The sequence below is a fragment of the Clostridium thailandense genome, assembly GCF_019207025.1.
Lineage (GTDB): Bacteria > Bacillota > Clostridia > Clostridiales > Clostridiaceae > Clostridium_AM > Clostridium_AM thailandense.
This window is the reverse complement of sequence record NZ_JAEEGC010000166.1, coordinates 17083-31429: the sequence shown is the minus strand read 5'-3', so window position 1 is coordinate 31429 and position 14347 is coordinate 17083. Positions and strand designations below refer to the sequence as shown.

Here is a 14347-nt window from a genome sequence, read left to right as displayed (position 1 = left end):
CATATAAAAGACTCTAAGATTTTCTAAAATACTGAGCTAAGGTTGACTAAAAAGTTTTTATATGTGCTTTCAGCTTTGGAAACATATCCCTGCGTATAAGTTAATTTTCTGGTCTTGAATCCTATATAGGGTTCCAAACTGAAAAATTGACCTATACTTTCAAATTACTTAGACAATTCATCACCTTTTGGCGTTGTTTCGCCATACTGCAAATATGTTTTTAGTGTAAAAATCCAAAGGTCCAAGACAACAGATCAATACATAAATCAGCAGTTTTATCATCCTTATCTAAGATAGGATTTAGTTCGACAAAGTCCATCGACTTAATGAGTTTTGTTTCCATTAAGTATTTTAACATATATTTAGTTTCTATGACATTCATTCCTCTAGTAACAGGAGTACCTGTACCTGGAACAAAGTTAGGGTCTAGACAATCAATATCAAAACTTAAGTGAACTGCCTTTATTCCCCTATCAATAAGTTTTGAATGTATAATTTTCATTATTTTTTCAACACCAATTTTTTGTACATCTTCTGTTGAGAAAACTGTTAGGTTGTGAGTTTTAATTAGTTCCTTTTCACCTAAATCTAAATCTCTTGCACCTATAATAAATATGTTCTCAGGTTTTACTTTACAACCTTTGTTATATAAATCTATTAATTCTTCAAAGCCTAAACCCATAGCCGCAGCTAAAGGCATACCATGAACATTACCCGTCATTGAAGTTTCATGAGTATTTATATCTCCATGGGCATCAATCCAAATAACTGCAATATCATCATAGAATTTACTTGTGCCAGATAAACTTCCTAGTCCTATTGAATGGTCTCCACCTATAATAAGGGGAAAAGAGCCTGAGCAAAGGGCACTATAAACTTGATGAGCTAAGTTAGTATTTACTTCTACTATTGGTTTTAGATATTTCATAGTTGGGTGAAAATCATACTTTTTTTCCTCTGGTATATTTTCAACGTAAATATCTCCACAATCATATACGGTATGATTATCTTGTGTTAAAACTGATATTATATTTTTATCTCTAAGTTTCCTTGGTCCAAATTCAGCACCCTTCTTATCTGAACCAAAAAATATTGGCACTCCAATTAAGCTAATGTTCATTGTAATTACCTCCATATATGAATTATCTTGTACGATACTTGATTATATACCAATTAAAAAAAATAAAAAGTAGTTTTTAAAAATACAGTATTTTTTGAAGATTATCAAAAATTATATGTATTCATTTTTATGAATAATAAGTACTAATTTGTTACATAACAATGGTAGGTTAGTAAAATAACAGCAAAAATTTTCAAGATAATCTTAAAGATACTTTAAATTTAAAGTTCCCAATTTAGATTTAAATTATAAAGTATATTGGGTGCTTTTTAAAACCACTATAGAAAAAGTGTACAAAATTATGAAAAAATTTCAAAAGAAAAAAGAAATTTTTTGATATTAATTTAGTAAAAGATTTTTTATTAAATATACATAAAAAAATTTAAAAAAATACCCATATAGCATATAAAAATATTGGTAAAAGTTACACTATTATGTTAAAATAATTACATTATCTTAATTCAATTTTGTTTAAATATTTAATTAATAACAAAGAATATAATTAATAACATAAACGCAGAAGATGTGCTAAATTTGCTATTTATTTAGCAAAGCATATTATATTACATTACGAAAATAAGGAGATGACTATCAATGAACAAAGAGGAAATAATAAAATACTTAGAAGAAAATGGTTTAAGTGATATTGAAGATTTAGAATATAAGGGGAATGCTGTTGTTTTGAGATTCACTTTTGATTTTGATGAAGATGAAATAAATGCGGCTAAGGCATATGCTGATGATGAAAGTGAGGATGAAACTGAAGGAGATACCTGGTATAATGATTTCTTTTTACCATATCTAAACGAATTGGCTATAGACAACGTAGGAGAAATCATAGAAGAATCAATGGAAGAATTAGATTTAGAGTCGCAATTTGTATCCTATGAAATAGATAGGGAAAATTATAATTATAATGAATTTATAGCAGTATTTTATAAAAGAGGATTAGAAATCGACATAGATCAGGTTTTAGAAGAGTTAGAAAAATAGAGATATTTGAAATTAGAAGCTAGCATGTTAATGATGTTAGCTTTTTTTATTTGTGACCGAAAAATAATTTGATGTCTTAAAAACAAATTATAATGGAAGTTGTATATAAGCTTATATTAGATTCTTGAATTTTTGATATTCTAATATTAGCTCGTCCAATCTTTGGCTACACTCAACTACGTGTTTATCTGTAAGGTCATTTTTGCTCATTAATACATAAAGAAGTTCTTTTAATTCATTTATTTCTATATCTAATGATTTTAAATCCTTCAATTTACTCGTTATATCCATATCATCTACTCCGTATTTACATATTATTTTTGCTACTATTCTATTTTAGCAGATTATATGAAGATAATCACATCTTTCATTAGTCAGGTATATACATATTATAACAAAAATAAACAATAGTTCTGTAGATAAGGTGTGGATTATATGTGGAATACTTGTGGAGTTAATGTGGAAAAAAGGAAAAATATGTCTCTAAACATTGATATATAAGTGTATTGAAAAAAAAAGGAAATATAAGAATAATGTCTAAAGTTTTTTTGTTTATAAAGATAATTTTATTATAATAATTAAAAATAATTAATATAAAATATATTCAAAAGTATGCTTATATAAATGTTTACAATTAATTATTACATATATTGCTGTGATAATACTTCATTTAGGCTTGTCTTATTCAATTAATGTGATATAATATTTAACTGTGAGTTAAATATTATATGTATTATATGTGCATTAATTATAATAATTGAATAAATTTAGTTGGAATATGAAAAATGTTGTATTATTAGGAGGTATAATAGTATGCTTAACACAGATATAGCAATGGGATTGGCAAGAGTTACCGAAGCTGCAGCACTTTGTTCTGCAAAATTTATGGGAAGAGGAGATAAGATAGCTGCAGACCAAGCAGCAGTGGATGGCATGGAGAAGGCCTTTGCAATGATGCCTGTCAGGGGTACGGTTGTGATTGGTGAAGGTGAGATGGATAATGCACCTATGCTTTATATAGGACAAAATGTTGGCATAGGAGAAAAAAATATGCCCGAAATGGATATAGCTGTAGACCCATTAGACGGAACAATTTTAATAGCTAAAGGATTACCAAATGCAATTGCAGTTGTTGCTATGGGCCCTAAAGGAAGTCTATTTCACGCACCGGATATGTATATGAAAAAAATAGCAGTAGGCCCAGGAGCTAAGGGAGCTATTGATATAAATAAGTCAGCAAAAGATAATATATTGAATGTTGCAAAAGCTTTAAATAAAGAGGTTGAAGAACTTACTATTATTGTTCAAGAGAGAGAAAGGCATGATTACATTGTTGAAGCTGCAAGAGAAGTTGGAGCAAGGGTAAAATTGTTTGGTGAGGGAGATGTAGCAGCCATCCTTGCCTGTGGATTTGAAAATACAGGAATAGATATATTTATGGGAACTGGTGGAGCTCCAGAGGGAGTTATTGCAGCAGCAGCAATAAAGTGTCTTGGAGGAGAAATGCAGGCTAAATTAGAGCCTCATACAGAGGAAGAAAAGCAAAGATGCAAAGATATGGGCATAGAAGATGTTGATAAGGTTTTATTAATAGATGATTTAGTAAAAAACGATGATGTATACTTTGCAGCTACAGGCATAACTGATTGTGATCTCTTAAGAGGAGTTGTATATTCAAAAAATGATTGGGCAGCAACACATTCTATTGTAATGAGATCAAAAACTGGAACAGTCAGATTTGTTGAAGCACATCATGATTTAAATAGAAGTAGTTTAGTAGTTAAATAATTAAAAAACAAAGCAGCTTATTAACTCTTGTATTTTGTTAATAGGCTGCTTTACTTTTTATAAAGAACTATTTAACTTCTACAATCCATCCCTCTGGAGCTTCTACATCTCCGAATTGAATTCCATAAAGAGTGTCGTAGAGTTTTTTAGTTACAGGTCCTACTTCAGTTTCGCTATGGAATACATGAAGTTTACCTTTATACTCTATGCCTCCAATTGGAGTTATTACTGCAGCAGTTCCACAAGCACCAGCTTCTTTAAATTCATTTATATTTTCTATAAAGACATCTCTTTCTTCTGTCTCCATTTTTAAGTATTCTTTTGCAATATGTAATAATGAGTACTTGGTTACACTTGGAAGAATAGAAGGTGACTTTGGAGTAATGAATTTGTCGTCCTTTGTTATTCCAAAGAAATTAGCTGCACCTACTTCTTCTATTTTAGTATGAGTAGCTGGATCAAGATAAACACAATCTGCAAACCCTTTTTTTGCTGCTAACTCATGTGGATAGAGGCTTCCTGCGTAGTTGCCTCCAACTTTTGCTGCACCAGTGCCGTATGGAGCAGCACGATCATATTCTGCTATATTAAAGTTTACAGGAATCATTCCGCCCTTAAAGTATGGTCCTACAGGCATACAGAATATACAAAATATATATTCGGGAGCTGGTTTAACGCCAATATTGTTACCTACGCCGATTACGAAAGGTCTAAGATAAAGAGTTGCACCAGTACCATAAGGTGGCACATAGTGCTCATTTGCTTTAACAACTTTAACACATGCATCTATAAATTTTTCTACAGAAACCTCTGGCATCAATATACGTCTGCAGCTGTCCTGCATACGTTCGGCATTTCTATCTGGTCTAAAAAGCTGAATTCTTCCATCCTTTGTACGATAAGCTTTTAAACCCTCAAAACATTGTTGACCATAATGAAGGGAAGTTGAAGCTTCGCTTATAGTAATCATATTGTCTTCAACCAGCTGACCTTCATCCCATTTTCCATCCTTCCATCTTGAGATATAACGTAAATCTGTCTTAATATAATCAAATCCCAAGTTTTTCCAATCAATATTCACTTCTTTAGTCATAAAATATACCTCCATATAAAAATAATAGTATGAAATTGAATATGAAACTATTATTCAATTTTAGCATTATTTGCATAATTGTGAAATAATTTTTTAAAAAATTGATAAACTAATTTTAATGTATACATTTTTATTAAGTATAGATTTAGATACAAACTGTATTATTATATTAGTTATATGGTATAATCTATATTAAATTAAATAAAAAAGCTTAAGGAGTGAAGAAATGTATATAGTATTTGATGATGAAATTATAGATAGCAAAGACATAAAAGAATTAATTGAAAAGAATTCAGAATTTAAAGTAGTTAAAGATATGAGTAAAGGATCAAAAAGAGAAGACATATTAGCTTTCAATTTAAGTGTAGATATAGATATTTTAAATGAGTTTATAGAAGAAGAATTTGATCTCAAGGAATTAAGTGAAGATGATTTATTTGAAGAATACTTGACATTGGCAGAAGAAATTGCTACTGATCTTGAAGAATATTTTCCAGAGGAATCTATTTTAGATATTAGAGCCTATAAATGGGATAAGTCAGATAGTAATGTAAAGATAATTATAGCTGTAGCACATCAAGATATAGGAGAATTAAAATTAAGAGACGTAATGAAAAAGCTTATAACACAAGTAGAATAAATTAAGTTAAATTGAAATATATTTTAAAGGCGGAAGTACAGTGATAGATATTAGTTGGAAGCCCAATAAAAGTTTTTCTATCCCTTTATATAAGCAAATTGTAAATTATATAATAGAAGAAATATCAACAGGAAATTTTGCAATAGGAACTAAGCTTCCACCACAAAGGAAGCTGTCAGAGATGTTCGAAGTAAACAGAAGCACTATAGTTGAAGCACTTGATGAGTTAAAAAGCAGGGGATTTATTGAAGGTAAAACTGGAGGAGGAACAACAATAGTAAATAATACTTGGTCCTTGCTTTCTTCAACTTCAAAGTTGAATTGGGAAAATTATATAGATGGAAGTATACATAAGCCTAATCTTCGAACTATTCAAATGGTAAATAAACTGGAGTATGAAAAGGATATAATTAGGCTAGGAACTGGGGAGCCTGGGCCAGAGTTATTTCCACAAGATATGATGAATAAAATTTTAGACAAATGTTCAAACAAAATTAAATCTTTAGGATATCTTGAGGCAAAAGGATTACTAGAACTAAGGAAAGTTATAAGTCAATATCTTAAAGCTTATAATATAGAAGTATCTTCATCTTCAATACTGATTGTTTCGGGAGCACTTCAGGCACTTCAGTTAATATCTTTATCAATCTTACCACCAGGTTCTAAGATACTTATGGAAAATCCATCTTATTTGAAGTCTCTGCATATATTTCAATCTTTGGGAATGAATTTGGTTGGCTTAAGAATGGACAATAAAGGTATAATTCCTAATGAAATAATAAGAAATGCTGGTAAAAAGGTTAATACCATATTATATACCATACCAACTTTTCATAATCCTACAGGGGCCGTAATGACCGAGGATAGACGTATAGAACTCTTAGATACTTGTAAATACTGTAGGATTCCTATTATTGAAGATGATGTTTATAGAGAGTTATGGATAGATGAAATTCCACCAGCACCTCTGAAAGCTAGAGATCAAAATGGAAATGTGCTATACTTAGGAAGCATTTCAAAATCTCTTGCACCTGGGTTCAGAATTGGATGGGTTGCAGGTCCTGAACATGTGATAGAAAGATTATCGGATATAAAAATGCAGACAGACTATGGCTCTAGTTCAATATCACAACTTATGATTACAGAATGGATTGGAAGCGGCTTATATACTCAGCATCTTGAAAAATTAAGAATTCAACTAAAATTCCGAAGGGATAAAACCTTAGAAATTTTAAATGAGAGTTTTAGAGATATAGCTACATGGAATATACCTAAAGGTGGATTCTATATATGGTTGAAACTAAAATACAATATATCTCTAAATAAATTATTTTTAGCAGCAGCAAAAGAAAAAATTCTCATTAATCCTGGAAATATATACGATTTTTATAATAGCCAAAATTTAAGAATATCTTATTCTTATGCTGAGATTAGTGAATTAAGCATTGGATTAAAAAGGTTATCAGATATAATTAGAACTTTAGTAAAACAAGAAACAACTGTTAAGCGATTTTAAAGCTTAACAGTTGTTTTTTACGTTATTAATTTGGTTGGTAAATTTCTAGTACCTTGGTTGGAGAGATTATTTATATTTACTATTATAATCTTTATTATAGCTTACAAGTGATTATATGAAAGGAGAAAATAAATTATGTTAAAATATTTAATTCAGGGATTTATATTAGGACTTAGCTATGTTGCACCTATAGGCATGCAAAATTTATACGTAATAAATACAGCAGTAGCAATGAGTAAAAAAAGAGCCTATGAGGTAGCATTTATAACTATATTCTTTGACATAACTCTATCAATTGCAAGTTTTTTTGGCATAGGTATACTGATGGACAAGTTTTATTTTTTAAAATTATTGATTCTTTTTTTGGGGTCAATCGCCATTTTGTATATAGGAATAGGTCTTATAAAGTCAAAGCCCAAGTTGTCAAATGAATTAGAAGTAAATATACCATTATATCAGATTATAGCAGCATGTTTTACAGTAACTTGGTTTAATCCTCAAGCAATAATAGATGGGTCTTTATTATTAGGAAGCTTTAGAGCATCGCTACCTGTAGATTCTTTAAAGTTTTTTATTATGGGAGTATGTACTGCCTCATTTATGTGGTTTACTACACTCGCAACAATTTTTTCTATTTTTAAAAGCATTTTTAATGAAAAAATCCTAAGAAAGATAAATATAGTGTGTGGATGTATAATCATTTACTATGGAATAAAATTAGCTTATAGTTTTCTAAAATTCATTTAAAAAATATTTAATTTGTGTTAACTGTTACCGATAAATATTTTTTATAAGTTAAGCTTTAAGCGTGGGTGTCTATATGCAAATAAAAGATAAGCTCACTTAAAGTAAGCTTATCTTTTGCTATTTATTTATAACAATAGGTTGTACACTTTCTGCAGTAAGAGAATTTAAAATTTCACTTGAGGAGTAGTAATCATTTTTTCCTCTTGGATAACCATCAAGGTAATTTATATTATTATTAAATGGATCATATATTTCGAAATAGGTTTTACCGTCTACTATTTCATAACCTTTTATAATTATGCTATACGATGAGCCATCAACTGCATGGAAGCGTCCTACTTTGGATTCTGCACTATTATTGTAATTTATATATTGAGGATTAAGAGTAACTATGAGTATATTTCCATTTCTAATTTGATTCTTTAGGGCATCTTCGGTTATATCATTACAGTAATTGTAATCTATGCTTGAAGTTTTTAGGTAAGCAACAATAGTATCATTGTTCCAAGGGGCTCCACTAAACTCATATGTATTTCTTATATCTTCTACTGACTTGCTTAAAGAAGAAGTTTTCCATTTAATAGCCATGGCAACACAAGCAGGGCCAGAGTTTACAGTTGAATATTTACCACTATTATCCTGACTTACATACCATTCATAACTCCTATCATTGTTTATATGTTCTGTTTCGGTTTTACCCAGTCCTAAAGAAGCTATTTTTGATTTAACAGTAAAAGGCATGGTTGAAGTATATTTTATTTTTGTACCATCAGTAGCTTCTATATTGTCTCCAATGATTAACTTATAGCTTTCTTCATAATTATAGCCGCTATCCCATGGAATAACTGTTACTGTTGAATTGTCTATAAGAACCTTAGTAGAAACAAAATTTGCTTTAGTATCTACAATCTTAAACTCATTTCTATTACCATCAGTATCTTTTATACTTTTGTTGAATGTAATTTTCCATTGCTTAAGTTTATCTACATCTTTTCTCTCATCTAAGTTTTTATATTCAGGTGCATTATCACTCCCGCTGCTAGAAACAGAGTTTGATCCTGTAGAACTATTAGCCGAATCGCCATTGGTTGGTGTAGTACCACTAGTAGATGTAGTACTGTTAGTAGATGTAGTACTGTTAGTCGATGTATTTTCATCCAATTTTATATATTGCTTAGATACATAACCATAAGAAGAACCAAATTTTATTTTATACCAATCATTTAGAGTCTCTAATATTTCTATATTATCATCTAATTTTAAAGTACCTATAATTTTTGAAGTTGTATTAGCTTCACTTCTAACATTTAGTCCCTGTTTAGATAATACAATGCCGTGTAATGAATTGGCAGCATTAACTATATAATTATTGGCAAGTGCAGCGCCAATAGTTAGGGAAATTGAAAGTATAATCGACATTATTTTTTTGCTTTTCATTAAAGTCATCTCCTCCTGTTTGGAAAAGTAAAATATTATTTGTATTGATTTTTATACTTATATATTAACATATATTTGGGTACAAAAACATGAAAAAAATGTTAAATTGATGAAGAATTTATCGTTATTTTATCATTTAAAGCTATCTTTATAGTAGTGCCTTCACCTATAATACTTTCTATAAATATACTACCATTATGGGCATCTACTATCTGTTTTGATATGGCCATCCCTAAGCCAGAACCTTCAATAGATGTGTTAGTGTTTGTTCCTCTATAATATCTCTCAAAAATATGCTCTAAGTCTTCTTCTGATATTCCCTTACCGTTGTCCCTTATTACAATATATATTTTATCTTTTTTGTAAATTGAAATATCAACTTGAACATTTTCATCATTATGAATTAAGGAATTAAAAATTAAATTCACTAGCGCTCTTTTAAATAGTTTTTCATCAATATATGCATTTATATCTTCAGATTCACTGTGAAAATTTATATTTCTATTTGAGTAAAGAGGGTGATTTAGAATTCCTATTATTACATTTTGTAAGAGTAAAGTAAGGTTTGATTTTTGTTTACTTAAAGATAGTACCTTGTTTTTTAGTTTATAAGTTAAATTTAAATCTTCTACTAACGTTTGAATATATAAGGATTTACTATATATTATATCTGAGTATTCTTGTACTTCTTCACTGGAAAAACTATAATCAGAATCCTTCATAAGTTCTGCATATCCTTTTATAGATGATAAAGGAGTTTTCACATCATGGGATATCGAAGAAATCCATGTATCCCTCATTTTTTCTAATTCGTCTCTTTTGGTCTTGTTTTCTTTAAGAGTTTTACCTAACTTATTTAGATTAGTGAATACATTTTTATACACTCCTTTCTCTAAATATTTTGTTTCATAGTTGCCACTAGAAAGTTCATTTATTCCGTTAATTATATTTTCCAGCGGTTTGCCCATACTTTTACCAAATAAAAAATAAGATATAATTATTGCAATAACTATATTTACGCATAATAAAATAATAATTCCGCTACAAAAGAAACTTTTCAGTGCTGAAGGATTAAAAACAACAGTATGTTTAGCTACCTTTTCAAGAGGAAAACCTATAATATAAGCATAACTTTGATTATTATATTTTTTTTCACTTATAAATATAGAACAATTTGCTATATCATATTTATAGAAATGAGCTATTTCTATTGGACTGTATTTTATAGGTACTTCTGCGGGTTTATGAAAGGAGTAAAGTTCCTTAAAGTTTTCATCTATTATTTGAATCCATCCATTATTCTTCAATATTATTTGTTTACCATCTTCGTTTACAAAGGGGGAATTATTATTAAAGTCTATGTAATCTGAAAAAGCTAATGTTAAATTTTCAGCACCTAAATTTGATAAATTTTCTTTGGTGTACATGATTGTAGTATTAAAAAGAATTAAATTAATAATTAATTCTATTATAATAATAAATATTAATGTTGCTAAAAATTTTCTTGTAATGGTCCAATTAGTCTTGAGTTTACTTATAAATTTCATTTATTTTTATATCCTGCTATGGAATAATAAGCTTATATCCCAAACCCTTCACAGTGATTATATATTTAGGATCAGAGGGGTCTTCCTCTAATTTTTCCCTGAGTTTTCTTATGTGAACCATTATAGTGTTATCATATCCTTCATAACTGGAGCCCCAAACCTCATCGCATATCATCTGTTTACTCAATATTTGATTTGAATTTTGGGCCATATAAGATAGAAGATGATATTCTTTTGGAGTAAGTACTATATTTTTATCATCTTTTAATACATCTCCTCCTTGAAAATCAATAGCAACATTACCAAAAAATATTTGATCCTTTTTTATAGTTAACTCCTTTTTTATGTATATACTTCTTCTTAAATGAGCTTTAATTCTAAAAGCAACTTCCTTAGGACTAAAAGGCTTGGTTACATAATCGTCTGCACCAAGTCCAAGCGCAAGAATTTTATCTACATCTTCGCATTTCGCAGATAGAAATATGACTGGAACAAAAGAAAACTCTCTAATCTTTTTACATACATCAAAGCCATCAATATCCGGCATCATTATATCTAGAACTACCATATCAGGTTTTTCAGTTTTACATAACTTTATTCCATCCATTCCATTTTTTGCTTTAAATATTCTTCTAAAGCCTTCCTTTATTAAAACTGTTTCCATAAGTTTTAGTAATTCAATTTCATCATCAATTAAAAGAATTTTTCTGTCTAAAACTTGATCGTACATAGAGACCTCCCAATAAATACAACTTTAGTTTATTACAATTATAGCATTATTTATAAACATTTTCTAAGAATAATGTAATTTTAAGGTTCTCTTAAGGTTGTGTTAAACATAATTTAAGTTTGAATAATTATCATGTAAACATAAGATAAGTTAACGCAAGGAGGGACAACATGTCAGAAATCATTATAGAAACAAAGAATTTGACAAAGGAATTTAAAAACTTTAAAGCAGTAAAGGGTATAAATCTAACAGTGAAAAAAGGACGAGTATATGGCTTTTTAGGTCCTAATGGTGCAGGTAAGTCTACAACTATAAGAATGCTTTTAGGGCTTATAAGACCTACGAAAGGACAGGTTAAAATATTTGGAAAGAATTTTAAAGAAAATAGAATGGATATCTTGAAAAAAGTAGGTTCAATGGTAGAAGCACCATCTTATTATGGGAATTTAACTGCCTATGAAAATTTAGAGGTAACAGCAAAACTTCTAGAACTTGATTATAAATATATTAATGATGTTCTAGATATTGTAAGACTTAATGAATGGAAAGATAAACAAGTAAAGAAGTTTTCATTAGGGATGAAACAAAGACTAGGAATTGCTCAGGCACTTATAGCTAAACCGGAGCTTTTAATTTTGGATGAGCCCACTAATGGACTGGACCCATCGGGAATCCATGAGATAAGGGAACTTATTAAGGAACTGCCCAAAATTTACAATATGACAGTAATTATATCAAGCCATAACTTAAGCGAAATTGAACTTACAGCAGATGATATTGGAATTATAAACAGAGGTGATATGCTGTTTCAAGGTACTCTTGAGGAACTTCATTCAAGAAGTAAAAGCGAAATTTGTATAGGAACAAAGGACATAAAGCATGCTCTAGAGACCTTAAATGGCTGTGGATATAAAACAAAAATAAAGAACAAAGATATTTTTATACAGACACAAGGTATAGAAGCAGATGAAATATTGAAGCACTTAATATTAAAAGGAAATAAAGTATTTAAATTCTTTGAAACACAAAAAACTCTTGAAGAGATATTTCTTGACCTTACTAAAGGAGGAGAAGTTATATGAGTTTTGCAGCAATTTTAAGATCAGACTTAATAAAATATAAAAGAACCGTACTATGGAAAGGCATATTTTTAACACCGATTCTATCCTTTATGCTTTTATTTGCAGATCTCTATTTAAGATATGAATATTTGATCTCAAGTATTCAAATGAAGAAAGCAAGTGAAGTTGGAATCTTTACCAAAATGGATGTTTTATTTTATCAAAATCATATGGCTGCCTTATGGTTTATGCTTTTTAATTTAGCAGTCGTTGCAGTATCAGTTATTATAAATTATACAGAATATAGTGAAAATACATGGAAACAAATATTATCAAGGCCCATTGAAAGAAGTAAGATTTATTTGTCAAAATGGTTAATAACCTTTGCAGCAGCATTAATATTGATAACTTTGAATGGAATAGCTTTAATAATTGTAAAAAAGCTATTTAATATAGAAGGTAATTCTTCACTTATATTAAGATATATGTGGTTTGAAATAGCAGGCGCTGTAGGGGTGGTCAGTTTTCAGCAGTTTATAAGCTGTTATTTTAAAAACTCATTAGGAGCAGCTGCTGTAGGATTTACAGGGGCTGTAGGAGCTTACTTGTTTGCTCAGAGTAAGGTATTAGGAAATTTAGTTCCTTATGCTTGTTTTTTACGGGTATTACCACTTGAAGACATGAGTGATGCAATTACAGCTGGAGTATCAGGAATAGTTTTAGGAATATTGTGGTTTTTGATAGGTGTTTATGAATTTAATAAAAGGGATATTCAGTAGGAGGGGTAAAATGAAGAAGGCTTTCAAGGCAGAGTTACTAAAGTTAAGACATTCAAATATGCTTAGCATAGCAATGTTTATGCCGATATTTTTCGTAATTATGGGTTTATCAAATTTTTTGAGATATAAAGAACTTTTTACATCAAAGGGCCAAAATGTATGGCAGCAGATATATACACAAAGTTCGCTGTTTTATGGGCTGTTCATTATACCTTTGTTTATTACTATTATAATAGCTATCTTAGTTAGGATAGAGAATAGTGAAGACAATTTTAAAAGAATAATAACATTACCGGTTAAAAGAAGCGACATATTTATGGCTAAGTTGATTGTAGGATGTATTATAGTGCTTTTAAATCTGATTTTATTTATGGCATTGGTTATTTTAGCGGGGTTAATTATAGCTCCAGGAGGTCAAAGCATGCCAATGAACTTAGTATATTCACCTGTTCTGTGTTTTATAGCTGCTTTACCTGTTATAGCTTTGCAGTACTATTTAAGCATGAAATTTTCAAATATTGCGGTTCCATTGGGTATTGGAGTAATATTTTCTGTTCCAGCAGTTCTCATCAATAATACGAAGTATTGGGTCATGTTTCCGTGGATATATCCAGGAAGAGCAATTCTTTATGGAGCAAATATAGGATTTCAGTCACCGTTATATATGTATATTATTGGTATTGTTGTGTTTGTAATTTTTATATTTTTAGGGGTTTATGAATTTAATAATAAAGATATATAATAAGTAATTTATTATATTTTTACTAGATCAATGTATATAAAACAGATTATTAATTAGGGATATAAGATATACCTCTGGTTATTCTTGTAATCTATCGATGAAACACAATTAATGCTATAATATAAGATATGTGACATTAATATGGAAAATTAAT

14 protein-coding genes are annotated in these 14347 nt (G+C 29.4%); 8 read left to right on the top strand and 6 right to left on the bottom strand.

Features of this window, described 5'->3' with window-relative positions; all coding sequences use genetic code 11:
- Window positions 1–220: 220 nt before the first annotated feature.
- A complete protein-coding gene (rocF, locus tag I6U48_RS25620) occupies window positions 221–1120 on the bottom strand; it encodes an arginase (protein ID WP_218323311.1) in 900 nt (299 codons plus the stop codon).
- Between the two features lie 594 nt (window positions 1121–1714).
- On the opposite strand from rocF, the gene I6U48_RS25615 reads away from it, so the two are divergent.
- Window positions 1715–2113 (top strand): hypothetical protein, encoded by a 399-nt coding sequence (locus I6U48_RS25615; RefSeq protein WP_218323310.1) that lies wholly within the window; start codon window positions 1715–1717, stop codon window positions 2111–2113.
- Between the two features lie 111 nt (window positions 2114–2224).
- On the opposite strand, the gene I6U48_RS25610 is transcribed toward I6U48_RS25615, so the two are convergent.
- The gene (locus I6U48_RS25610) at window positions 2225–2404 is read right to left on the bottom strand and encodes an aspartyl-phosphate phosphatase Spo0E family protein (protein ID WP_218323309.1); all 180 of its coding nucleotides are present in this window, start codon (window positions 2402–2404) and stop codon (window positions 2225–2227) included.
- 522 nt (window positions 2405–2926) lie between these two features.
- On the opposite strand from I6U48_RS25610, the gene glpX reads away from it, so the two are divergent.
- Window positions 2927–3901: a class II fructose-bisphosphatase gene (glpX, locus tag I6U48_RS25605; RefSeq protein WP_218323308.1), complete on the top strand. Its 975-nt coding sequence runs from the start codon at window positions 2927–2929 to the stop codon at window positions 3899–3901.
- Window positions 3902–3968: 67 nt separating this feature from the next.
- Here glpX and I6U48_RS25600 read toward each other — a convergent pair whose 3' ends face one another.
- Window positions 3969–4994, bottom strand: a complete 1026-nt coding sequence (locus tag I6U48_RS25600; RefSeq protein ID WP_218323307.1) for a branched-chain amino acid aminotransferase — start codon at window positions 4992–4994, stop codon at window positions 3969–3971.
- Window positions 4995–5220: 226 nt separating this feature from the next.
- Between I6U48_RS25600 and I6U48_RS25595 the strand changes: the two genes are divergently transcribed.
- From I6U48_RS25595 to I6U48_RS25585, 3 genes are all read left to right on the top strand, one after another.
- Window positions 5221–5634 carry a hypothetical protein gene (locus tag I6U48_RS25595; protein WP_218323306.1) on the top strand — a complete coding sequence of 138 codons (414 nt, stop codon included), beginning with the start codon at window positions 5221–5223 and terminating at the stop codon, window positions 5632–5634.
- A gap of 40 nt (window positions 5635–5674) precedes the next feature.
- Complete coding sequence (locus tag I6U48_RS25590) at window positions 5675–7150, top strand: aminotransferase-like domain-containing protein (protein ID WP_218323305.1); 1476 nt, start codon at window positions 5675–5677, stop codon at window positions 7148–7150.
- A gap of 135 nt (window positions 7151–7285) precedes the next feature.
- Complete coding sequence (locus tag I6U48_RS25585; protein WP_218323304.1) at window positions 7286–7897, top strand: LysE/ArgO family amino acid transporter; 612 nt, start codon at window positions 7286–7288, stop codon at window positions 7895–7897.
- 117 nt (window positions 7898–8014) lie between these two features.
- Here I6U48_RS25585 and I6U48_RS25580 read toward each other — a convergent pair whose 3' ends face one another.
- From I6U48_RS25580 to I6U48_RS25570, 3 genes are all read right to left on the bottom strand, one after another.
- Complete coding sequence (locus I6U48_RS25580) at window positions 8015–9334, bottom strand: SH3 domain-containing protein (RefSeq protein WP_218323303.1); 1320 nt, start codon at window positions 9332–9334, stop codon at window positions 8015–8017.
- Window positions 9335–9435: 101 nt separating this feature from the next.
- Window positions 9436–10881: a sensor histidine kinase gene (locus tag I6U48_RS25575; RefSeq protein ID WP_218323302.1), complete on the bottom strand. Its 1446-nt coding sequence runs from the start codon at window positions 10879–10881 to the stop codon at window positions 9436–9438.
- 16 nt (window positions 10882–10897) lie between these two features.
- Window positions 10898–11611: a response regulator transcription factor gene (locus I6U48_RS25570; RefSeq protein ID WP_218323301.1), complete on the bottom strand. Its 714-nt coding sequence runs from the start codon at window positions 11609–11611 to the stop codon at window positions 10898–10900.
- Between the two features lie 170 nt (window positions 11612–11781).
- Between I6U48_RS25570 and I6U48_RS25565 the strand changes: the two genes are divergently transcribed.
- Genes I6U48_RS25565 through I6U48_RS25555 form a run of 3 tightly spaced genes read left to right on the top strand, consistent with a single transcriptional unit; the run spans window position 11782 to window position 14193 of the window.
- Window positions 11782–12693, top strand: coding sequence for an ABC transporter ATP-binding protein (locus I6U48_RS25565; RefSeq protein WP_218323300.1), 912 nt, complete (start codon window positions 11782–11784; stop codon window positions 12691–12693).
- Complete coding sequence (locus tag I6U48_RS25560; RefSeq protein WP_218323299.1) at window positions 12690–13451, top strand: ABC transporter permease; 762 nt, start codon at window positions 12690–12692, stop codon at window positions 13449–13451. Before I6U48_RS25565 ends, I6U48_RS25560 begins: the two co-directional genes overlap by 4 nt.
- Before the next feature lie 10 nt (window positions 13452–13461).
- The gene (locus tag I6U48_RS25555; RefSeq protein ID WP_218323298.1) at window positions 13462–14193 is read left to right on the top strand and encodes an ABC transporter permease; all 732 of its coding nucleotides are present in this window, start codon (window positions 13462–13464) and stop codon (window positions 14191–14193) included.
- Window positions 14194–14347: the final 154 nt, after the last annotated feature.

What these genes read in the sequence shown, in the direction of transcription:
- rocF (WP_218323311.1), bottom strand. Translation starts at nt 1,120, where the DNA reads ATGAACATTAGCTTAATTGGAGTGCCAATATTTTTTGGTTCAGATAAG.
- I6U48_RS25615 (WP_218323310.1), top strand. Translation starts at nt 1,715, where the DNA reads ATGAACAAAGAGGAAATAATAAAATACTTAGAAGAAAATGGTTTAAGT.
- I6U48_RS25610 (WP_218323309.1), bottom strand. Translation starts at nt 2,404, where the DNA reads ATGGATATAACGAGTAAATTGAAGGATTTAAAATCATTAGATATAGAA.
- glpX (WP_218323308.1), top strand. Translation starts at nt 2,927, where the DNA reads ATGCTTAACACAGATATAGCAATGGGATTGGCAAGAGTTACCGAAGCT.
- I6U48_RS25600 (WP_218323307.1), bottom strand. Translation starts at nt 4,994, where the DNA reads ATGACTAAAGAAGTGAATATTGATTGGAAAAACTTGGGATTTGATTAT.
- I6U48_RS25595 (WP_218323306.1), top strand. Translation starts at nt 5,221, where the DNA reads ATGTATATAGTATTTGATGATGAAATTATAGATAGCAAAGACATAAAA.
- I6U48_RS25585 (WP_218323304.1), top strand. Translation starts at nt 7,286, where the DNA reads ATGTTAAAATATTTAATTCAGGGATTTATATTAGGACTTAGCTATGTT.
- I6U48_RS25580 (WP_218323303.1), bottom strand. Translation starts at nt 9,334, where the DNA reads ATGAAAAGCAAAAAAATAATGTCGATTATACTTTCAATTTCCCTAACT.
- I6U48_RS25575 (WP_218323302.1), bottom strand. Translation starts at nt 10,881, where the DNA reads ATGAAATTTATAAGTAAACTCAAGACTAATTGGACCATTACAAGAAAA.
- I6U48_RS25570 (WP_218323301.1), bottom strand. Translation starts at nt 11,611, where the DNA reads ATGTACGATCAAGTTTTAGACAGAAAAATTCTTTTAATTGATGATGAA.
- I6U48_RS25565 (WP_218323300.1), top strand. Translation starts at nt 11,782, where the DNA reads ATGTCAGAAATCATTATAGAAACAAAGAATTTGACAAAGGAATTTAAA.
- I6U48_RS25560 (WP_218323299.1), top strand. Translation starts at nt 12,690, where the DNA reads ATGAGTTTTGCAGCAATTTTAAGATCAGACTTAATAAAATATAAAAGA.
- I6U48_RS25555 (WP_218323298.1), top strand. Translation starts at nt 13,462, where the DNA reads ATGAAGAAGGCTTTCAAGGCAGAGTTACTAAAGTTAAGACATTCAAAT.